The sequence below is a fragment of the Rheinheimera tilapiae genome (assembly GCF_042432165.1).
Classification (GTDB): Bacteria; Pseudomonadota; Gammaproteobacteria; order Enterobacterales; family Alteromonadaceae; genus Pararheinheimera; species Pararheinheimera tilapiae.
Genome location: NZ_JBHLXP010000001.1, coordinates 360992 through 382472, shown reverse-complemented (window position 1 = coordinate 382472; position 21481 = coordinate 360992). Strand labels below are relative to the sequence as shown.

Below are 21481 nucleotides of genomic sequence, written 5' to 3'. Positions count from 1 at the left end.
GCGCTTTGCTTACCGACCCTTTTCTTTATCCAGCGATCACAAAATACACCACCGTCACTGCATCTTGATAAAACCCGAGTGAAGCGATGTGTAGTAACAACCGGTAATCACGTCCATCAACCATGCACCGGTCTGCTTTCGCGCTGCATCAGCAGACTGAGCGCACAAGGCAACACCGTCAGCGTCAGAATAGTCGCAGCAAATAAACCACCGATAATGGCGTAGGCCATCGGCCCCCAAAATACCTGAGTCGCGATCGGGATCATACCGAGAATAGCCGCGGCAGCGGTCAGCAAAATCGGTCGGGCCCGGTGCCGGGTCGCGGCCATAATGGCGTCGTCCCGCGCCATGCCTTGCTCGACATTGCTATCCACTTCGCTAATCAGGATCACCGCATTACGGATAATCATGCCGGCTAATGCAATACAACCCAACAACGCGACAAACCCCATCGGTGTGCCGGTCGGCAACATCGCCAGCACAATGCCAATCAGACCAAAAGGTGCAGTAATAAATGCCAGCAAGGTGCGCGAAATACGCTTGAGCTGGATCATTAATAACACCAGCATCACCAGCATCGTCAGCGGCAGCACGGCAAAAATCGACGCATTGCCTTTCTCCGACTCGGCCGCAGCACCGCCGACTTCCAGCTGATAACCAGCCGGCAGCTGCGCACTAAAGGCTGCAACATCAGAGGCCAGACTGTTGACCACGCCCTGCGCGGTCATGCCCGGCGCCACATCGGCCTGCACTGTGATAAAGGCCTGGCGTTGCCGGCGCCAGACCATCGGATCGGCCAGGCCATAACTGACTTTGGCAATTTGCCGCAGCGGCACGGCGCGGCCATCCGCGGTGCGGATCTGCAGGTTCGCCACAGTGGCTAAATCTTCGCGTTCATTGCTCTGACCCCGTACCACCACATTGACCAGCCGTTTGCCATCGCGCACCGACGTTAAAGTCTGGCCAGAGAAAATAGTCGCCAGCGCCGACGCCACGTCTTCGGAACTAAAACCAGCGGCGCGGGCTTCGGTTTGATTCACTTCGACCAGTACAGTGCGCTCCGGCTCACCGGCAGTCATATTGACATCACGGGTATTGGGGTTCTGACCAATGACTCCGCTGAGCGCTAAGGCTTGCGTGCGCACCACATCAATATCCGGCCCCATCACGCGGTATTTCAGCGGCCAGCCGACTGGTGGCCCCAGTTCCAGCGGCGACACCCGTACCACCAGATCGCTGAATTGCTCTAGCACCAGGGCATCGAGGCGCTGACGCACTGCATCACGCTCGTTCAGGCCTTTGGTTACCACGACAATTTGCGCCACATGTTCATGGCTAAGCAGCACATCCATCGGCAGATAAAACCGGATAGCGCCGGAGCCGATATAGCTGGAAAAATAGGCCACATCGGGGTCAGCTTTGAGCATCTGCTCAATTTGCGCGGTGCGGCGTGCGGTTTCCGCCTGCGCGCTGTTTTGCGGCAAGTTGATACTGATCAGCAGCTCAGGCCGGTCGGACGCCGGGAAAAACTCTTCCTGCAGCTGACCCGCGCCAAGCAGTGACAGCGCAAAAATCCCCAGTGCCAGCGCGATACTTTTGCCACGATGGCGCAGCGCCTGCCCAAGTAAACGGTCGTAGGCCAGCGCAAAACGCCCCGGCGCCGGATGTGCCGCGCCCGGCGTGGCTTTTAATAACCAAACGCCTAACAATGGCGAAAACAACACCGCGACAATCCAGGAACTAACCAGCGCAATCAGCACCACCATAAACAACGAGAAACAATATTCACCGGCACTGGAGGAGGCAAAACCGACCGGAATAAAACCGGCGATCATCACCAGCGTGCCGGTCAACATCGGAAATGCGGTGGTTTCATAGGCATAAGTAGCGGCACGGCGTAAATTCCAGCCGGCTTCAAGCCGCGACACCATCGCTTCGACTGTGATCATCGCATCGTCTACCAACAGACCCAGCGCGATAATCAGCGCCCCCAGCGAAATTCGCTGCAGGCCAATGTCCGCCAGTTCCATGCCGACAAAGGTCATCGCCAGCACCACCGGCACCGACACCGCAACCACCAAGCCGGCTCGGGTGCCGAGCGAGACAAAAGATACCGCGAGCACGATGACAATAGCTTCAATCAGTACTTTAAGGAAACCACCGACGGCGTCTTTGACCACCGCCGATTGGTCGGCCACCACGTGCAACTCAATACCATGCGGTAAGTCAGCGGCAAGCCGGGTCATGCTGGCGCGGATCGCCTGACCGAATTCCAGCATATTGCCGGTTGGCGCCATTGAAATGGCGAGGCCGAGCGCTTTATCGCCGTTAACCTTAAACAGCGGCACCGGCGGTTCGGCCAGCTGACGCGACACGGTCGCAATGTCGGACAAGGCCACAAAGCGGTCGCCGAGGCGCAGCGTGATATCACGAATACTTTGTTCAGAGGTAAAGGCACCGCTGACCCGCAAGCTGATGCGTTCTTTGTCGGTGCGCACCACACCGGTTGGCGTCACGGCATTTTGCGCCTGAATGCTTTGCATCACCATCATCGGGTCCAGACCAAGCCCCGCCATCCGCCGGGGTGAGAATTCGACGACGATCTGCTCTTCTTCCACGCCTAAGATGTCAATTTTACCGACGTTCGGCACCTGCAGCAGCGCAGTGCGCATGGTTTCGACATATTCACGCAGTTCGCGCGGGCTAAAACCGTCGGCGACAAAGCCAAAGATAGTGCCGAAGGTGTCGTCGAACTCGTCATTGACGCCTGGAGGCGACACGCCGACGGGCAAACTGGGCGCCAGATCCTGCATTTTTTTCCGTACTTTGTACCAAATGTCCGGCACCATTTCCGGCGGGGTATTGTCTTTCAGCGCCAGAAACACCAAAGCCTCGCCGCTTTTGGTGTAGCTTTCGACAAAATCCAGATACGGAATTTCCTGCAGCTTTTTCTCCATCGGCTCTGTGACCAGATTCATCGTATCCAGCACAGTCGCACCGGGCCAACCCGCTGATACTACGGCAGTTTTAATGGTAAAAGCCGGATCTTCATTGCGTGGCAGCCGGTCATAGCTCAACACCCCACAGACCATCACTACCAGCAGCAAAAAGGCGACTAACTGCTGATTGGCCAGTGCCCAGGCCGATAAGTTAAAGCCTTGCTGCTTCTCGTCCGGTGTTGTCAGCGGCATACTCATGCTTTTGGCTCCGTCAGCAGACGCACCGTCAGGCCTGGCCGCAGCTTGCCAACCCCTGCCACCACCACACGCTCACCGTCGGTTAAACCGCTACTGATAAAGACTTCAGTGTCAGAATAGCGGCTGACGCTGACCTTTTTTAGCTGTAGCTGAGAGCTTTTTGGGTCTACCACATACACCGCCGGCTCTGTACCGTCGCGCGTCATCGCGCTCGCCGGCACCACCAGCTGGTCGGAGGCCGGTTTGTCGATACTGCCCTGTACTGTGGCACCAAAACCAAAGGCTGCGGCCGGTTGTTCCAGCGTGACGCGCACGCGAATGGTGCGGGTCACCGGATCTGCCACCGGGCTGACGTCCCGGATACGGCCAATAGCCTGGATAGACGGATCGGATAATAGACTGACTAAGACAGTGGGATGGCCGGCTTTACTGTTGACCAGACTTTCTGACACATCAAACACCGCATCGCGACCGGCCAGCGCCGCCAGCCGCACCACTTCCTGACCGGCACTGACCACCTGCCCCGGATTGGCCGTCACTGCCGACACTACGCCCTCACTGGTGGCGGTCAACGCGGTAAAATTCAAACGGTCCTGCGCACTGGTGACGTTGGCTTCAGCACTTTGACGGGCCGACAAACTAGCTTCATGGTCAGACTCCGCCTGCTCTAACTGCGCTTCAGAGACTGCACCGCCCGGCGCCAGTTGTTTGAGCCGTTTGAAATTCGATAACGCCAGTTTCTCTGCGGTCACGGCACTGTCGAGCTGTGCTTTTGCTGCTTTTAACTGGTTTTCACTGTCGCTTGGATCCAGCGTCGCAATCACATCGCCGGCTTTGACCACGGCGCCGACATCGACTAAACGCTTGACGATACGGCCATCAATCCGAAAGCCCAGACTGGTCTCTTCCGAAGGCCTGATCTCACCGGTTTGCACCAATTTTTCTGCACCGGTACCGGCGCTGACGACGACAGTTTTGACCGGGCGGACCGTCTCGGCCGGTGCTGGTGGCGCTTCAGAACAAGCACTAAGCAAAGATAGCGTGAACAAGCCACAACTTGCCGCTAACAGACGGGATAAATCGGGAAAAACAGACATAAGAGCTCCTATGAGTACATGACCACCGGCAGGTGGCGTTCCATCCTTGTGAATGATTCAGATTGAACCATCAATTCCTGTGTGACATGACAAATGAAAGGCCCGCGACCGGGGCCTAATCAGTGTAGTTGCGACAAAATTGTATCCAGACTTCGCCGAGCATTTTTTTCGCTGCATTCAGCGTCTGGCGGCCTTCTACCTCATCCTGGTCCAGCGCCAGCCGTGAACCGGCAATGCCAAAATGCAGCAGCAGGTTCAGGGTTCTGTGCAGCTCTGGCGCTGCGGACGGCGGGAAAAACGGTGCAGCCGCGCTGCAGAAAAACTGCAGATGCCGGACGTTATCCTGCTGTTCCAGATTCTGCATATCTTTATCGGTGGCAGCACCAGCCCAAATATCGCGCACCACCGGATCGTCGCGAAACAGCTGATAGTGTTGCTCCAACACTTGCAAAAACAGCATCGACAATTGCTCGCGGTTGCTGACCGGTTCGGTAAAAATCTGCGCCAGCCGCAGCTGAAACTGTTCTACATAGTACTGACCCAGTGCTAACACTATCGCGGCTTTATTACGGTAGTACTGATACATCGAACCCGGCGTGATACCGGCCACTTCAGCGATCTCGCTGATCGTCAGATTGGCGCAGCCTTTCTCCAGAATGATGGCTCGGGCTGCAGCCAGAATTTGGTCCGCACGCTGTTTACTGCGCTGCTGCTGTGGCGAGCGCACCACAGGTTCATTGGTTTGGTCCATGACAAAGCCCTAAATCTGAATATTTTTCAGATTTTAGCTCAGATTAAAAAACCAGCACAAGCAAAATCTGAAAATGTTTCAGGTTTTATGCAAGTGGGAGTTCACTTTGGGGCAGAATATGCAGTAATAGAATGAAGTAGGCGCAGTAGTTCGGCAGCCTCTCTGTCATAGCGGCTGGGTGCTAGAAGCTGACATTCTTTAATTATCATGTACGGCGTGTGACGCCCAGCGGGCGTTGCTTGCCGGTACCTACCGCCCCGACATGAGTGTAGGTACGGTCAGCAACACTCTGTGTGCGACAACCGTTGTGCGACAACCGGTGGGTTTCGCTGCGCTCTACCCACCCTACGAGCCAGCGGCCCGATCGTAGGGTGCAATGAGCAAAGCGAATTGCACCTTTGACACCTGTCGCAGCGTCAAACAGCCTGAACGGAATGTCTGCAATTCGCTTAAAGCTGCTGTCCCATACTCCAACAAAGCCAGCATCGGCAGCCACGGAGTGAACGCGGGAGGCGCGAACTGGCGAACGTAGTGGTGGCGGCGGTGGCTTTGCCACGACAGGTGGGATTTTCTCTTATAACGGTCACACTCAACTGCCAGCAATTACAAAGCGTGGTGCCGTTCAGCTTTCAATGGTGTCAGTTTGGTGAATTGTCGTCACGGGACTAGATCACAGCAAAACCCGCCGCCACTTGCTCGAATAAGTCAGCTTGATCCAATACTTTACTCATCAACAAAGCGCCTTCCAACGCCGCCAGGACTGATGCGGCTCGTGCTTTTGCGTCATCGCCGGTAAAGACTTCACTGGCCAGCCAGTCTAAATTCAGCGTAAAAAACCGCCGGGTTTCCAACCGGATTGGCTCAGGCAATACATCGGATTCACTGGCAAGCTGGCCGCACAAACACATTTTTTGGTCGTGTAACAACGCCTGGCGAAACAGCGCCACATAGGCCTGAAGCCGGTCGTTGGCGCCTGGATATGTCGTCACTATAAGCGCCAGCTGTTCGGCAAACCGCGTGGTATACCGGCTGGCGATGGCCACACCCAGATCAGTTTTAGTTGGGAAATGGTAATGAATACTTGCGCTTTTTATACCAATTTCCTGCGATATCTCGCGGAAACTAAAGGAGTTATAGCCTCCGGCCCGCACCTGCGATTCGGCGATATCCATAATTTTTTCAGCGGTTGAACCAGCCATAACAGCCCCCTTTTGTCTTATGTGATGCGGCGCAGCATAACAAATTTTTCTACCTATCAAAAGGTAGGTATTGACAGCAAACCGCCAGATCTATATTTTGCTCACCAAGCCACCTACCTATCGATAGGTAGCTAAACATCAATCAACCTGAAGGAGAACAGCATGCAACAGATCGCGTTAATCGTCGGTGGTTCCAGTGGTATTGGCCTGGCGACAGCCCGGTTACTGGCCGCAGCAGGCACGCCGCTGTTATTAGTGGGCCGTGATTACGACAAACTATTGGCTGCGCAAACCGAACTGAAACAACTCAGCGGCGCTGGCGTCGAGATTGCGCCAGTGGATTTATATGACACACAGGCAGTCCAAGCCTTTATCTCGCAACTGGCTGCAGAATCACGTCATATTCAATATTTGGTGAACGCAGCCGGCTACTTTAAACCGGTCAGTTTTCTTGACCACAGCCCGGCGGATTACGCGGCACAGATGGACATCAATCAGGCATTTTTCTTTATCACCCAAGCGGTTGCGAAGAACATGCAATTGCACGGCGGCGGCGCCATCGTCAATATTGGTTCGATGTGGGCCCATCAGGCGGTCAAAGCGACACCGTCGTCGGCCTACTCGATGCAAAAGGCCGGCTTGCACGCGCTGACTAAAAATCTGGCGATAGAACTGGCTGAATATGGTATCCGTGTCAATGCGGTTGCTCCGGCGGTCGTGTTGTCGACCATTTACAAATCATTTATCGCTGAAGCCGAGATCCGCGACGCCCTGGCCGGTTTTGCCGGTTTCCATCCATTGGGCCGGATCGGCACACCACTGGATATCGCGCAAACGGTGTTTTTTCTGTTATCTGATCGAGCCAGCTGGATCAGCGGTACTATTGTCGATGTGGATGGTGGTGTGATGGCGGGCCGGAATTAAAACGGCAATTTCCGCAAAGTGATTGGAGACTCTAATGCTGAATATGAATTTTGCCGAACGTGTGGTGATTGATACCACAACACTGCCGTGGCAACCGAGCCCGATGGCGGGCGTGCAGCGAAAGCCATTGTCGCGCGGCGGCGCAGAATCTGGCCATGCCACCAGTCTGGTATCTTATGCCGCCGGCTCCAGCTTTCAATCGCATCCGCATCCGGGTGGCGAGGAAATTCTGGTGCTGGAAGGCGTGTTCAGTGATGAACATGGTGACTACGGCCCTGGCTCTTACCTGCGTAATCCGCCGGGTAGCCAGCATGCGCCTTTTAGCCGCGACGGCTGCACTTTGTTTGTCAAACTTCATCAGTTTGATCCGGCCGATCAGGCCACAGTGCGGATTGATAGCAAAAATACCGCTTGGTTACCCGGACATGGTGGTTTACAGGTGATGCCGCTGCATAGCTTCGAAGGCGAACATACCGCGCTGGTGCGCTGGCCGGCCGGTGAGGTGTTTCTGCCACACCGCCATTTTGGTGGCGAAGAAATACTGGTGCTGAGCGGGACTTTTTGTGATGAATTCGGTGAATATCCGGCGCTGAGCTGGCTGCGCAGCCCGCATTTGAGTCAGCACACGCCTTTTGTCCGGGAAGAGACCATCATCCTGGTGAAAACCGGACACCTGCCGTTTGCTTAACAAAGCTTGCTCCAGCGGATGCGCCGGAGCAAGCCGATTGGCCTGCCCTTAGAACCTGAACTGACTCACTTTCGCATCCAGAACCGCAGCCACTTGTTTCAGATCGCCGGAAGTTCTGGCGGTCAGATGGGTCGCCTGCGTGTTTTCTTCCGACATTTGCGCAATAGTTTCCACCTTCAGCGCCACCTCGGCAGCCGCCGCGGCCTGATCGCTCAAGGTTTGCGTCATCATCAGCACCATCTGCTCGACATTGGCGGAACGCTCACTGATGCTGGCAATCGCGACACCGGCTTCAGTGGCAAGCAACACACCCTGTTCGACTTGTTGTGTGCCACGTTCCATGTTGTTCACCACCAAAGTGGTACCAGTCTGGATGCGTTCAATCATCTGGGCAATTTCACGGGTAGAAGTTGCGGTACGCCCGGCCAGACTGCGCACTTCATCTGCGACCACGGCAAATCCACGACCGGATTCGCCAGCGCGCGCCGCTTCAATCGCCGCATTGAGTGCCAGTAAGTTGGTTTGCTCAGCAATGCCGCGGATCACATCGACAATACTGGAAATCGCTTTGGCGTTATCCCCCAACGACACCACACTGGCCGACGCTTCGCGCACCGTCGCGGCGATATTCTGCATACTTTGCACGGTGTCGTGGATCACTTTACTGCCCGCGACCGAGGCTTTGCCGGATGCTTCGGTTTGAATTCTTGCCTCTTGCGCATTATCCGACATCTGACTGACGCTGACCGTCAGTTGCTCCATCGCTGCCGCCATCGATGCCGCGGCATGACTTTGATCGGCGCTGGAGCCTGCCAGTTGGGTACTGGATGCAGCGATATCATTGGCGGCAACCATCAATTGACCTGCGCTTTGCTGCACTTCGCGCAGCATCGCGCCCAATTGCCGCGATAGCTCGATTGCACTCTGCGCGATGCGACTCAGTTCATCGTCGCCGCGTTCACGCACATGTGCGCTGAAATCGCCCGACGCCAACACGCTCATATCCTGCTCCAGATTGCGCGCCCGACTGGTTAAATCGCGGGCAAAACCGGCAATCAGCCAGCCGACGAACAGCAGAATACCGACACCCAAAACGAGTAACTGATACAACTCAAACCAGAGACTGTCAATCCGCGCCAGCAATCCCTTCTCCAGTTTTGCCGTCAGGAAATTTTCCAGATCGAGTAATTCAGCCAGAATTTTATCGACCTGAATCAGCTGGTTTTCGACCTGGGTTTTATCGAACTGACTATTAAAATTAACCTGCTGTAACTGGCCGGTAAATGCGTCCAGATTTTTAACGATGGGTTCCCAGTTCTGCAGTAGATCCCGCGCCGCCTGCGGGTCAACATCATTGGCTAATTCCAAATCGTTATTGATGCGTTGCAGCATTTTCGGGATTTCGCGCTGCACGGTACTTTCCATTCGCCCCAGGCGTTTGTCGCCAACAGCACCGGCAGCCAGCGTCGATGACAAAGAGCCACGCAGTTGCTGCAGCGATTCAGCCAAAGCCGGCACGCTATCCACCACGGTGATCATCATGTAATAAGTACTGGCATCCGGGTCCAGCAACAAACCACTGTCACCGGCAATATGATGTCTGAATTCATACACCAGACCAATCATCTCGATATGCGCCAGAGAATTCTGACTCGCCGACATTTGTGGCCACTGCTGACGCACGTCCCGCCACTTGGTTGAAAACTCGTCGATTTTGTCCTGCCATTGCTCTACATGCATCAGCAGAGTCGTTTTGTTCAGCTGCTCTAACGCTTGTTCAACCTTCCCGGCGTCGGCCTTGGCTTGTGCCCTGGCACTTTCATCACCGTTCAGGGCTAACGCCGTCGAAGTCCGGTGATCGGACATAGCCCGGCTGACCGGTGTTAACGCTGAAATAAATCGTTTACCGGCGAGCTCCGTTTCATCCCGTTCGATATAGGCCAAATCAGCTAAAAGCGAATTCAGCAATAACAACAAACCAGGCAAAATTGATGCGGTAAAAATCAGTAAAAATTTGCTTTGAAAACTTAAGTTGCGGGACAAACGGATCGCAGGACCAATAATAAAATTCAGCATCACCAGGACTCTCCTCAAGGTGCAGACATGCGCTAAAGATGAAGTCCTTTTGACGAATAGTAAATAGCAATCCTTTGATTATATTAAATTAATATTCGAGCCAGTCAAAGCTGGAACGATTAAGGTACAAATGAACAATTAATGTAAATCAGCAAGCCAAAACCAAATGTAGGAAGATTCGAGCTGTTTACAATATTCCCTGTTTTGCCAGGTCGTAAACAAAGCAGCGTTAGCCAACAGCGCTGCAAATGGAGCTTTGTGCTAACTTTGGCATCTGGATCCGCAGGGAAAAACCTGTGTCCGCATTTAACTCCAGTTGACCTTTTAACTTTTGCGTCACCAGATTAAACACGGTAAACAAGCCAAGCCCAGTAGCCCCACCAGAGCGGTTCGTGGTGACAAAAGGCTCAAAAATCTGCGCTTTAATCATGTCTGCAACGCCACAACCATTGTCAACATACAAGAAGTCCAGACCATTTGCATCCATCCGCACTCGGATCTGGATCAGCGGTTCAGGCGTTTGGCCAAATGCATGCTGAATACTATTCATAATCAGGTTGGTCAGGATTTGGGCGTGCACACCCGGAAAGGTAGCAAAGGTCAGCGCATCATCTGCATCAATCTCTACCTTTACTTTGTTACTTTTCAAAAATGACTTCAGCGTTGAAATCACTAACAGGTAATAGGCTTTTAATCTGACGACGCCAAACTCATCTGAGTATTGGTCAGCCGATGACTTTTTAAAATTCTCCACCAACTCGCCCGCCCGCAACAAATTGCGCTCCATCAGAGCGGTTAATTCAGTAGAGGATTGATGAAACAACCTGAGTTGCTCAACGGTCAGCTGCCGCTGCGAAATGGCTTTGCCCAGTGTACGGAGATCTTCAGAGATGGAGCTGACCGCTGTGATAGCGATGCCGAGCGGAGTATTGATTTCATGGGCAATACCACTGACCAACACTCCCAACGAGGCCATTTTTTTCGACTCGATCAATTTATGTTGGGTTTGTTGCAAGTCACTGAGGGTGCGCTCCAGCTCTGCGGTTCGTGCCGATACTTTTTCTTCCAGCGCATTGTTCAGCAGCAACAAACGTTGCTCATAATCATGTCGCTGCAGTTCAGCCGCGATCCGGCCAGACAATAACTGAAACAGCATTTTGGTTTGCGCCCCATCCGGCACTTCTTTTTCATACAAACCAACGATCAGACCAATCACTGCTCCGGCAGCATTCAGCAGCGGTGTACCGATGTAAGCTTCAATCTTCATATCAATTAACAGCTGGTCATCGGGAAACACATTACAGACCTGCCGTGGATAAAAGCACACGCTGTTGTCTGCCACATTGGCGCAAGGCGTATTCAGCAAGGAATAACTGAAATTCTCCGCGCGTTGTCCTTTGGCGATCAGTGCGATAGTCGAGGCCTGGTAGCTATCCAAATCAAGCCGGGCGACAAAGGTATAGTCAGCACCAATGATGTCATGCAGGTGGCCGGTAATGGCGACAAAAAACTCATCACCATAAGTATTGGTGATGCCTTCAATGACTTTACGCAGTTGTTCATCAATCATCCGGGAGTCCTTTATCAACGCATCGGTGATATCTCGTCCGGATATCAGAGTAATGCATTCCCGGAGCATCTGAGGTGAATTAAGCTATTGCGCAGATAAAAAAAACCGCAGACTGAGCTGCGGCTTTTCAAGAGATTCGTCGGTTAGACTGCGCGGCGACGCCAAAACATGGCTGCAGCGGCGATAGCCAATAACACACCCGTTGGGCCTGTTGGTACCGGATTGCTAGCGATTTGCGGCGGCAGTTCCGTCACTTTGACATCATCGATAAAGTTACCGATAGTGCCGTTATTGCCGGAAGTAAAACGCAGCAAACTGCTGGTATTGCCGGCGGTGAAATAACCGGTAAACAGACGCCATTCAGCAGTGCTGTGGTCCGTCATGATCTGGTTCAGATCTGCCACTGACACGCTGAACACTTCGTTGTCGCTGGCGCGGGCGCGGTAGGCGAAACTCAGTTGATAACGTGCACCGCTGACGGTATTGAAAGTCTGGAAAATCGACCAGGCGCCGTTATTGCTGCCGTGGGCATTTAATTCAATAAACTGTTGACCGCTATATGCCTGAACACCGGCATAACCACGCCAGATCTCCAGATTGCTGCCATCCCAGCCATTCACCTGATCGGCACCAAACCAGCGCCAGCTGTTGTTGCCAATCACGTTGTCTTCAAAGTTACCATTAGCGATCACAGTTGCCTGTGCTGAAGTACCAGCCAGTGCCAGGAATAACGCAGAAATTACAGCCCATTTCATACAACACAGTCCTCTGTACAACCTGAAAGTGGCGCGCATGCTATCAGTTTGTTTCAGGCCTGACCAGTATGTTTTTTAATCATTACATAAGTCATTGAGCTGGTTAAATTTTATTCTTTTCGTCCGTCACAGACACAAGCGATAACCCACTCCGGCTTCGGTTTTTAAATAATGCGGTGCAGTTGGATCGTCACCCAGCTTTTGCCGTAAGTGACTGACAACTATCCGTAAATAGTGAGTATTGTCGCCATGACTGGGGCCCCAGATTTGCTCGAGCAGCTGTTTTTGCAGCACCACTTTGTGTACTTGCTGCGCCAGAGCGGCGAGCACCGCATATTCTTTCGGTGTTAACTCGACGCTCTGACCAGCCACCTGCACCTGCCGCAGTGCCAAATCAATCTGCAAATGGCCGTCGCTCAGCACCGGCGAGGCCGTCTGCACTAGGCGATCGCGCAGCTGCGCCCGCACCCGTGCCAGCAACTCTTCGACGCTAAACGGTTTGGTGACAAAATCCTGTGCGCCCAAATCCAACGCCTGAATTTTATCGCGATCGCTGGCGCGTACCGACAGCACGATGACCGGCACTTTGCTAAAACTGCGCAGTTCCGCCAACAATTCACTGCCATCCCCGTCCGGCAGACCTAAATCCAGCACCAGCAAGTCCGGTTGCTGGCGCACCGCAGCGGCTAGCCCAGACTCGACACTGTCCGCTTCGACTACTTCATAACCGACACTTTTCAGCGCAATACGCAGCATTTTGCGGATCTGGACCTCGTCGTCGACCACCAGTACTTTTGCGCTCACACCATCTCCTCCTGCGCCTCACGGCACTGCGCCGGCAGCGGTAATTCCACGACAAAACAGGACCCCTGACCGCTCTTCGCGGCACGGGCTTCGACAGTACCGCCGTGCGCACCAATCATGCCGCGGCAAATCGCCAGCCCCATGCCGGTGTTGTGGCGTTTGCTGTCGCCGTCAGCCACCACGTAAAACATATCAAAGACTTTTTCGCGTAAATCTGTCGCGATGCCTGGGCCCTGATCTTCAATTTCAATATGGCAGCAACGATGACCCTTATCCGTCCGCAGCTCGGCCGTCACGACGATAGGCACGTCCGGCGGACTGTAACGGGCGGCATTTTCCAGAATATTAAATAGCGCCTGCTCCAGCAATGCGGCATGGACAAACAATGGCGGCAATTCAGCACTGACCTGACACAACAATTCCTGCTGCGGGAAAAACCGTTTTAAGCGTTGCCGTGCACTGGCGAGGATATCATTGACCGACACCCAGTCGCGTTCCAATTTGAGCTGGCCATGGCCCAACCGGGTCATATCGAGCAGATTCTGGATATATCGGTCCAGCCGCTGGCTTTCACTCAAAATCGTTTGCAGCAGTTCATGCCGATCCGCCGCACTGATCTGCTGCTCCAGCACCAACAGGCTTTCAGCCGAGCCCATCATGGCGGATAAGGGCGAGCGCAAATCATGCGACACTGAACTTAACAATGCTGAGCGCAGCTGCTCCATTTCTGCTTTCACGCGCGAACTTTCCAGTTCACTGCTCAGGCTGATGCGTTGCCAGACCGAGCCGGCTTGTTGCAATAAGCTGGTGATCAAGCGCTCATCGTCCGGTCGCAGCACAGCCTGCTGAGTCGGAAACCGGACCATCAACACCGCCACAGCTTGCTGCTGCACTATTAACGGCTGTGCCGTCCAGACGCTGGCATTTAACGTATCACTGAAGCGGCCGGCCATAGCTTGATGCTGGCGACACCAGTCCAGCACCGCACCGTCAATCGGCAATAATGGCCCAGTGGCCGTAGGCAATAACTGCCACTGGTTTTCTGCTTTGATCGCCAGATGCACCGGCGCCTGCAGCGCACTGCTCAGTTGCGCCGCCAGCACCTGCGCCAGTTCTTCGGTCTGATGTACCACGGTCAGTCGAGCGGCAAAATCACGTTGAAATTCGGAAAAACGATTGGCGGCTTTCAGCAGTAAAAGCTGCTGGCGAATTTTTGATGCCGCCGGGCCACAGACCATGCCAATCACCAGCATAAAAATCAGCGTGGCCAGGTCGTCACTTTTATTCACGTTAAAGCTGAAATAGGGTTCAGTCAGAAAAAAGTTAAAACTGAAAAACGACAAGACGGCGGTAAAAATCGCCGGTCGCGCGCCGTATTTCAGGCCACAGGCCACCACCGCCAGTACATAAATCAGCACTAGATTGTCGTTATCCAGCACCCGGTGCAACACCAGTGCCACAGCGCTGGCGAGCGCCATTAATAGCGCGCCAACGCCATAACCGGTGGTCTGGCCAAAAGGACTGGCCGGCAATGGCAGTTCGGCATGGCTGCAGGCATCAGCGCGATACACTGACACTTCCAGCGGCAAGCCGCTATTGACCAGCTGCTGATACAAAGGTTTACGCCAGGGTTGCCACCAACGTAGCGTGCCGGCGCCGACAAGCACGGCACTGATCCGCTGCTCGGTGATATAAGGCCCGATGGTCTGCAAGGTGGAAGGTCCGCGCAGTACATCAGTGCTGGCGCCGAGTTCACGCGCTAAAGCAAAAGCCGCCTGCAGCCGTTGTTGCTGCGCCTGATATTGCATTGCACCGGTATCGACCCAGACCACGACCCAGGGTACCTGACGTTTTTCTGCCACGCGCCGGCCGATACGGATCAGATATTCATGGTCACGCCGGCTGGAGATCAGCACCAGCAGCTTGTCGGCGATGGTGTAGTCCTGGCTGGTCGCTTTGGCCTGTTGCTCAGTTTTTAGCTGGCTGTCGACATGGTGCATCACCAGCTTAATCGCCATTTCGCGCAGCGCCGTTAAGGTTTCCAGCTGGAAAAACTGCTGCTGCGCCTGTGTGGCAAAGTCACCCAGATAAACTTTGCCCTGCGCCAGCCGTTGCAGCAAATGCGCCGGCTCTAAATCAACAAACACCAGCTGATGCGCATCGTCGATAAACTGGTCCGGCACCGTTTCGCGCACCCGCACGCCGCTGACCTGCAGCACCAGGTCGTTCAGACTGGCGACGTGCTGGATATTCATCGTGGTGTAGACATCAATGCCGGCTTCCAGCAATTCGGCAATATCCTGATAACGGCGCTTGTGCCGGCTACCGGGAATATTGCTGTGCGCCAGCTCGTCGACCAGGATCAGTTTCGGTTTCTGTGCCAGTGCGGTATCCAGATCAAACTCGGTCAGCAGCTGGCCCTGATACTCAACTTCGCGCCGCGGCAGTAGCGGGAAATCACTGAGTAAGGCCGCAGTATGACTGCGGCCATGGGTTTCTATCAGTCCGACCAGCACCGACACACCTTGCTGTTGCAGCTCGCGCGCGGCCTCCAGCATGGCGCAGGTTTTGCCCACGCCCGGCGAAGCACCAAGGAAAATTTTCAACTGGCCGCCGCTTGGCGTCAGCGATTTTAACAACGCATCGGCCTGTTGCCGGCGAAGGTCAGGCTTTGATGCAGAGTATTGATGCTGCGATGGATAGCGGGTCGAACTCATTGCTTACATCCCTAGAAATTGCGACTCAGACGCAGTAACAGCCGATCATCACACAGCGCCGGACAAGCCTGAGCCGAGACGTCAGTGCCGGCGAAGCCTACCGCCCAGTCCAGCGTCAGCCACTGCGCCTGCAGCAGCAGACTCCAGTCCAGATAACTGCTAGCGGCAGTGTCGCCACCGAGAAAAGTGCTGAACTCATCGGCTGCTGCGAACCGGTTCAGCCCGGCATGCGCCTGCAGCTGCACAGTGGCAGTCAGCGCCTGTTGCCAGTCGGCGCTCAGGTAGCCAAATTTGCCGACACCAGTGGCGAAATAATTGTCGGTCAGCGCCAGACCCAAGGTCCAGGCGCCCAGACTCAGTTTGCTGTAGGCTTCCCAGTAGTTAAAGCCATTGCTGCTGTTATGGCCTTGTGGATAGCGGTACTGCATCAGGCCGAGATCCAGCGTCATGTCGTCATAAAGCGTCCATTTGCGCCCGGCCAGCAAATCCAGTTCCATGCTACCCTCACCAAAGCGGATATTGGAGGCCCAACTGCTGACATACCAGCCGTCCTGAGTAGCCAGCGTCAGGCTACCCTGCAACGCCATGCCCTCATTGGTTTGGGAGATGCCGCGAAACAGATAATCCGAGATATAAGTCAGATTGCCGCTGCTTTGCCAGCCGGATTGCACAGCGTCTGCCTGCGCACTCGAACCAAATAATGCTGCTACGGCACAAATTTTACCGAAACCAAATACGGCACGAGATAAAGCTTTCATAAAGATCCTTAAAAAAATAGTCATACCCGGTATGCGATACCCGGTATGCGATACGCGGTATCCGGTGCAATTCGCAGGCTCTTTGCCCCCTACAATCCTGTATCCGGTGCGTAGGGTGGATAGAGCGCAGCGAAACCCAGCACTTCAGCAGCAGATCACTGTCCTTGCTGCGGACAAGCCTGATCCAGCGCCAGATTCAGCGGCAACACGGCAATGCGCGGCTCGCCAAGCACACCCCACTGCGGCGCTTGGGTCTGTTGCGCTACCAAAGCAGCCACAGTCGCAGGTGCACAACCCCGGGCCTTCGCCACACGGTCAACCTGCAGTTGTGCCGACGCCGGGCTGATATGCGGGTCAACACCGGAGCCGGAACTGGCCAGCAGGTCCAGTGGCAGTGCCTCGGCTTTCACCTGATACAAAGCACTCAGACGCGCACTGTCAGCCGCCACCCGCTCGCGCAGCGCCGGGTTTGATGGCGCTAAGTTAGAACCGGCGGTATTCATTGGGTCGGTATTCACCGCACTCGGCCGGCCATGAAAATAGTGCTCAGCGCTAAACGGCTGTGCCACCAACACCGAGCCCAGCACCGAGCCCAGCACTTTGCCATCGGTACCATGAATCAAACTGCCGGCAGATTGTGCCGGAAACAGCAGTTGATTCAGCAGCGTCACGCCGCCGGAATACAAAGCGCCACATAGCACCAACCCAGCCAGACTAAAGCGCAGCGCCGGTTGCCACACGGCATGCTGCGCAACAGGCGCATCGTCTGGCGTGGTCACAGAAATAGGTTGAGCAAAAGCAGATTTAGAATTCATCTCAAAGCATCCAGTTCAGGCCAAGGTCAATCAGTTTGATCGCAGCAAAAGGCAGTAGCAGACCACCCAGTCCATAGATCAGCAGGTTATTACGCAGCAGTTTTTCTGCGCTGATGGCGCGAATGGCCACGCCTTTGAGCGCCAGTGGGATCAAAATTGGAATGATCACCGCATTAAAAATCAGTGCTGAGATCACCGCCAGTTGCGGATCTGGCAGCTGCATCAGGTTCAACAGGCCAATGCCTGGCATAGACGCGGCAAACACGGCAGGAATGATGACAAAGTACTTGGCCACGTCATTGGCGAGCGAAAAAGTGGTCAGCGCGCCGCGCGTGATCAGCAGCTGTTTGCCTACTTCGACCACCGCCAGTAACTTGGTTGGATCTGAATCCAAATCGACCATATTGCCGGCATCTTTCGCTGCCTGAGTACCAGAATTCATCGCGAGGCCAACATCCGCCTGTGCCAGTGCCGGCGCGTCGTTGGTGCCATCCCCGACCATCGCAACCAGATGGCCTTTGGCCTGCTCGGCCCGGATCAGCGCCAGCTTATCTTCTGGCCGCGCTTCAGCAACAAAGTCATCAACACCCGCCACCGCGGCAATAGCACCGGCAGTGATTGGGTTGTCACCGGTCACCATCACGGTGCGTACACCCAGCGCGCGCAATTTGGCAAAACGTTCCGCTACGCCGGGTTTGATCACGTCGGAGAGCTGGATCACGCCAAGGATCCGTTGTTGGGACACCACCACCAGCGGCGTGGCACCTTGCTGCGCGACTTTGCTGACAATGCCATCGAGCGCCTGTGGCACTGCCAGTCCCTGCGCTAATGCAAAGCGGCGGATCGCATCGCTGGCGCCTTTGTAGGCAAAAGCGTGAGCAAAGCCGCTATCTTTGCCAGACGACTCTGCCGCAGCGAGGCGTAAACCAGATAAGCGGGTTTCGGCACTGAATGGTACAAACTCGGCATCAATCGGCAATGTCGTGACATCACCAAGATCCCGTGCCAGTTTCACTACAGATTTGCCTTCCGGTGTTGGGTCCTGCAACGAACTCAGCACGGCAACGCGCACCAGTTCGGTCTGCGTCACGCCCGGCAGCGGCAGGAATGCTGTTGCCTGGCGATCACCGAACGTGATAGTGCCGGTTTTATCCAACAGCAAAGTGTCGATGTCACCGGCCACTTCCACCGCTTTACCCGATTTAGCAATCAAGTTAGCGGCTAAAGCGCGGTTCATCCCGGCGATGCCAATGGCTGGCAGCAGACCGGCAATCGTGGTCGGAATTAAACACACCAGTAAAGCGATGAGCAGCAGCGGGTCCAGTGTGATGCCAACAAATTCCGCCATCGCCGGTAACGTCGCAACCGCCAGCAAAAACACCAGGGTCAGCGCCGCCAACAACACGGTCAGCGCCAGTTCGTTGGGTGTTTTTTGCCGCTGAGTGCCTTCAACCAGCCGGATCATTTTGTCTAAGAAGCTGTGGCCGGATTCCGCCGTAACCTGCACTTCGATATGGCCACTCAGCAACATAGTGCCGGCGATCACCCCGGAATGGTCGGTGCCGGCTTCACGCAGCACCGGCGCCGATTCCCCGGTCAGCGCCGACTCGTTGATGGAGGCCACACCTAACACGATTTCGCCATCGGCTGGGATCAGCTGGCCGGCTTCAACCACCAACAGATCACCATTTTTCAGCGCGCTGGCATTAACCTGCGTCAGCTGACCGGCTTTGTTGCGCAAAGTCGCAGTTAAATCGCGCCGGGTGGCTTTTAAACTCGCCGCCTGATCGCGGCCTCTCGCTTCGGCGATGGCTTCGGCAAAGTTGGCAAACCAGACGGTAAAAAACAAAATCAGGCTGGTACAAAGCGCAAAACCATAAGGTTCGCCTTGTGCCAGGCGCTGTACCGTCATACCAAACGACAGCACAGTGCCAACCCAGACCACAAACATCACCGGGCTTTTAATGGCAAGCCCTGGCGCCAGTTTGCGCCATGCATCCAGACTGGCCGTCCGCACTGCGCTGGCGCTGATACGCATTGAATGATTCATCAGATACTCCGCTTCGAAACTCAATAATTAAGGCACTAACGCAGGTCAACAAGGGCTTCGCCAATCGGGCCAAGCACCATCGACGGCAGGAAAGACAGGAAATTCAGCAACAGGATCACCACCACCACAGTCACACCAAAGGTCAGGCTCTGCAGCGGTAAACTGGCTGCGCCGGGTGGCGTCACGGCTTTTCTCGCCAAACGGCCGGCAATCAGCAATGGGATCAGCAGTGGCAGATAACGACCCAGCAGCAGCGCGAGCACAGTACTGAGGCTCCACCATGGCGTGTTGTCAGCGAGGCCTTCAAAGCCAGAACCATTGTTGGCAAAGGCGGAGGTGTATTCATAAAACACCTGGGAAATACCGTGCAGACCCGGATTGCTGTTGCCGGTCCAGGCTGGAACGGACAGCGTGATCGCAGTCAACACAAGGATCACCGCGCTCGGCAGCACCAATAACAGGCCGAGCCAGCTCAGTTCGGTTTTCTCCAGCTTGCGGCCAAAGATCTCCGGCGTACGGCCAATCATCAGCCCGGCAATAAACACGGCCAGCCAGATGTAGACGATAAAGTTAATCAGGCCACAGCCAATACCGCCCCAGATCGCGTTAATCAGCATGCCGGCCCGGCTGATCAGGCCCGCCAGCGGATTCATTGAATCATGCATGGCATTGACCGAGCCGTTTGACGTCTGCGTAGTCAGTGTCGACCAGAGCGCTGACAAATCGGTGCCAAAACGCACTTCTTTCCCTTCCATGTTGCCACCAGTGGCGCCAAGGCCGGCAAAAGCCGCATTCGGCTGCAATTCGCTATAGACAGCCGCTGCGACAAAACACAGGCTCAGCACGGCCATCACGGCAAAGCTCATCCGGGCAAATCCCTGTCCTGCCGCAACGCTCAGGCCGGCATGTGTGCCTGAACCACCGGCAGCAGCGGCACGGCCTAACATGCCGCCCATCAGCCATAGCATCGCCATTGGCACCAGCACTAACGCAATGGTTTGTAAGGCGTTTGAAAACGGCGTTGGGTTTTCCAGCGGGTTCGTGCTGTTCGGGCCATACCAGCCGCCGCCATTAGTGCCGAGCTGTTTGATCGCGACCATCGCAGCGACCGGGCCTTGTGGGATTTTCTGGCTTTGTGCCTGTTCAGCCGGCGCGTCCAGCAACACAGCTTCAGTTGCCAGCTGATAATTCGACGGTACGCCCTGACTGCCCAGCAACAGCGCCAACACCACCGACAACGGCAACAACACGCGGGTAAAAGCGCGCAGTGTGTCCTGATAGAAGTTACCAAGGTTACGGGGCTCGCCGGTTTTAGAAGTCGCAGCATTCAGGCCACCGGTCATGCCGCGCAGCACCGCCAGTGCTAATGCCAGCCCCATCGCCGGCGTTAAAAACTGCAAAGTCACCAGCACCACGCTCTGACTGAAAAAGCTCAGTTGCAGCTGGCCGGAATAATGTTGCTGATTGGTATTGGTTAAAAACGACACGGCGGTATGCAGCGCTAAATCCCAGCTCAGCGGCCCGGCATTATCCGGATTTAGTGGCAGCAGATGCTGACTCAGCAAGAGTACATAGGCGATGATGCCCAGCAGCAGGTTAGCCGCAATAAACGCCAGACCATATTGCCGCCAGTTCATACCGGCACGGCCATCGACGCCAAGCAGGCGCAGGATTAACCGCTCCGGTCCGGCGAATATTTTATCGGACCAGTGCAGCGCACCGGCAAACACTGCCGTCATATAACGGCCAAGCGGCCAGGACAACAGCCCCGCCGCCAGTAAAATCAATACAACGTCCATCGCCGCTCCTAAAATCTTTCCGGCGCACGCATGGCTTCCGCCAGCACCAGCGCCAGAGCACACAGGGTGAATAACAACAACCAGTTCATCACTTTTCCTCAGTGGTAATTCCATTGAGAATTGTCAGAGTTCCGGCCGTAAAGTCTCCAGATGCAAAGCAGGGGCTGGCGTAAAGAAGGCGTAAAATCAGCGCCACAATGGGCGTGTTCGAGTCAGTAAAGAGCCTTATAACTCGCTCGGACAGCGAGCTGCCGGTTTCTGACTGTGGCAGGTCAAAGACT

15 protein-coding genes are annotated in these 21481 nt (G+C 55.0%); 2 read left to right on the top strand and 13 right to left on the bottom strand.

All coding sequences use genetic code 11. The annotated features are described in order from the left end of the window. Positions 1-116: 116 nt before the first annotated feature. The 4 genes from ACFFJP_RS01700 to ACFFJP_RS01685 all read right to left on the bottom strand — a co-directional run bounded on the left by ACFFJP_RS01700 (position 117) and on the right by ACFFJP_RS01685 (position 6244). Positions 117-3197 carry an efflux RND transporter permease subunit gene (locus tag ACFFJP_RS01700; RefSeq protein WP_377239814.1) on the bottom strand — a complete coding sequence of 1027 codons (3081 nt, stop codon included), beginning with the start codon at positions 3195-3197 and terminating at the stop codon, positions 117-119. Continuing rightward, the gene (locus tag ACFFJP_RS01695; protein WP_377239811.1) at positions 3194-4294 is read right to left on the bottom strand and encodes an efflux RND transporter periplasmic adaptor subunit; all 1101 of its coding nucleotides are present in this window, start codon (positions 4292-4294) and stop codon (positions 3194-3196) included. Before ACFFJP_RS01695 ends, ACFFJP_RS01700 begins: the two co-directional genes overlap by 4 nt. A gap of 115 nt (positions 4295-4409) precedes the next feature. Then, on the bottom strand, positions 4410-5045 hold the full coding sequence (locus ACFFJP_RS01690; RefSeq protein ID WP_377239808.1) for a TetR/AcrR family transcriptional regulator: 636 nt from the start codon (positions 5043-5045) through the stop codon (positions 4410-4412). 665 nt (positions 5046-5710) lie between these two features. Then, positions 5711-6244 (bottom strand): TetR/AcrR family transcriptional regulator, encoded by a 534-nt coding sequence (locus ACFFJP_RS01685; protein WP_377239806.1) that lies wholly within the window; start codon positions 6242-6244, stop codon positions 5711-5713. Between the two features lie 162 nt (positions 6245-6406). On the opposite strand from ACFFJP_RS01685, the gene ACFFJP_RS01680 reads away from it, so the two are divergent. Continuing rightward, positions 6407-7168 (top strand): SDR family NAD(P)-dependent oxidoreductase, encoded by a 762-nt coding sequence (locus ACFFJP_RS01680; protein WP_377239804.1) that lies wholly within the window; start codon positions 6407-6409, stop codon positions 7166-7168. A gap of 34 nt (positions 7169-7202) precedes the next feature. Beyond that, positions 7203-7856: a cupin domain-containing protein gene (locus tag ACFFJP_RS01675; protein ID WP_377239802.1), complete on the top strand. Its 654-nt coding sequence runs from the start codon at positions 7203-7205 to the stop codon at positions 7854-7856. 48 nt (positions 7857-7904) lie between these two features. On the opposite strand, the gene ACFFJP_RS01670 is transcribed toward ACFFJP_RS01675, so the two are convergent. The 9 genes from ACFFJP_RS01670 to kdpA all read right to left on the bottom strand — a co-directional run bounded on the left by ACFFJP_RS01670 (position 7905) and on the right by kdpA (position 21200). Then, complete coding sequence (locus tag ACFFJP_RS01670) at positions 7905-9932, bottom strand: methyl-accepting chemotaxis protein (RefSeq protein WP_377243335.1); 2028 nt, start codon at positions 9930-9932, stop codon at positions 7905-7907. Between the two features lie 229 nt (positions 9933-10161). After that, positions 10162-11502: a sensor histidine kinase gene (locus ACFFJP_RS01665; RefSeq protein ID WP_377239800.1), complete on the bottom strand. Its 1341-nt coding sequence runs from the start codon at positions 11500-11502 to the stop codon at positions 10162-10164. Between the two features lie 143 nt (positions 11503-11645). Further along, positions 11646-12257 carry a DUF642 domain-containing protein gene (locus ACFFJP_RS01660; protein WP_377239797.1) on the bottom strand — a complete coding sequence of 204 codons (612 nt, stop codon included), beginning with the start codon at positions 12255-12257 and terminating at the stop codon, positions 11646-11648. Positions 12258-12383: 126 nt separating this feature from the next. After that, positions 12384-13061 (bottom strand): response regulator, encoded by a 678-nt coding sequence (locus ACFFJP_RS01655; protein ID WP_377239795.1) that lies wholly within the window; start codon positions 13059-13061, stop codon positions 12384-12386. Next, complete coding sequence (locus tag ACFFJP_RS01650) at positions 13058-15778, bottom strand: DUF4118 domain-containing protein (RefSeq protein WP_377239793.1); 2721 nt, start codon at positions 15776-15778, stop codon at positions 13058-13060. Before ACFFJP_RS01650 ends, ACFFJP_RS01655 begins: the two co-directional genes overlap by 4 nt. Positions 15779-15789: 11 nt before the next feature. Further along, positions 15790-16536 carry a TorF family putative porin gene (locus tag ACFFJP_RS01645; RefSeq protein WP_377239791.1) on the bottom strand — a complete coding sequence of 249 codons (747 nt, stop codon included), beginning with the start codon at positions 16534-16536 and terminating at the stop codon, positions 15790-15792. Between the two features lie 155 nt (positions 16537-16691). Continuing rightward, positions 16692-17351 (bottom strand): potassium-transporting ATPase subunit KdpC, encoded by a 660-nt coding sequence (gene kdpC / locus ACFFJP_RS01640; RefSeq protein WP_377239789.1) that lies wholly within the window; start codon positions 17349-17351, stop codon positions 16692-16694. A 1-nt stretch (position 17352) separates the two neighbouring features. Further along, positions 17353-19401 carry a potassium-transporting ATPase subunit KdpB gene (gene kdpB / locus ACFFJP_RS01635; protein WP_377239786.1) on the bottom strand — a complete coding sequence of 683 codons (2049 nt, stop codon included), beginning with the start codon at positions 19399-19401 and terminating at the stop codon, positions 17353-17355. Positions 19402-19436: 35 nt separating this feature from the next. Continuing rightward, a complete protein-coding gene (gene kdpA / locus ACFFJP_RS01630; RefSeq protein WP_377239784.1) occupies positions 19437-21200 on the bottom strand; it encodes a potassium-transporting ATPase subunit KdpA in 1764 nt (587 codons plus the stop codon). Positions 21201-21481: the final 281 nt, after the last annotated feature.

Bases quoted from the DNA above. Each gene is read 5' to 3' on its own strand.
- ACFFJP_RS01700 (WP_377239814.1), bottom strand. From the start codon at position 3,197: ATGAGTATGCCGCTGACAACACCGGACGAGAAGCAGCAAGGCTTTAAC.
- ACFFJP_RS01695 (WP_377239811.1), bottom strand. From the start codon at position 4,294: ATGTCTGTTTTTCCCGATTTATCCCGTCTGTTAGCGGCAAGTTGTGGC.
- ACFFJP_RS01690 (WP_377239808.1), bottom strand. From the start codon at position 5,045: ATGGACCAAACCAATGAACCTGTGGTGCGCTCGCCACAGCAGCAGCGC.
- ACFFJP_RS01685 (WP_377239806.1), bottom strand. From the start codon at position 6,244: ATGGCTGGTTCAACCGCTGAAAAAATTATGGATATCGCCGAATCGCAG.
- ACFFJP_RS01680 (WP_377239804.1), top strand. From the start codon at position 6,407: ATGCAACAGATCGCGTTAATCGTCGGTGGTTCCAGTGGTATTGGCCTG.
- ACFFJP_RS01675 (WP_377239802.1), top strand. From the start codon at position 7,203: ATGCTGAATATGAATTTTGCCGAACGTGTGGTGATTGATACCACAACA.
- ACFFJP_RS01670 (WP_377243335.1), bottom strand. From the start codon at position 9,932: ATGCTGAATTTTATTATTGGTCCTGCGATCCGTTTGTCCCGCAACTTA.
- ACFFJP_RS01665 (WP_377239800.1), bottom strand. From the start codon at position 11,502: ATGATTGATGAACAACTGCGTAAAGTCATTGAAGGCATCACCAATACT.
- ACFFJP_RS01660 (WP_377239797.1), bottom strand. From the start codon at position 12,257: ATGAAATGGGCTGTAATTTCTGCGTTATTCCTGGCACTGGCTGGTACT.
- ACFFJP_RS01650 (WP_377239793.1), bottom strand. From the start codon at position 15,778: ATGAGTTCGACCCGCTATCCATCGCAGCATCAATACTCTGCATCAAAG.
- ACFFJP_RS01645 (WP_377239791.1), bottom strand. From the start codon at position 16,536: ATGAAAGCTTTATCTCGTGCCGTATTTGGTTTCGGTAAAATTTGTGCC.
- kdpC (WP_377239789.1), bottom strand. From the start codon at position 17,351: ATGAATTCTAAATCTGCTTTTGCTCAACCTATTTCTGTGACCACGCCA.
- kdpB (WP_377239786.1), bottom strand. From the start codon at position 19,401: ATGAATCATTCAATGCGTATCAGCGCCAGCGCAGTGCGGACGGCCAGT.
- kdpA (WP_377239784.1), bottom strand. From the start codon at position 21,200: ATGGACGTTGTATTGATTTTACTGGCGGCGGGGCTGTTGTCCTGGCCG.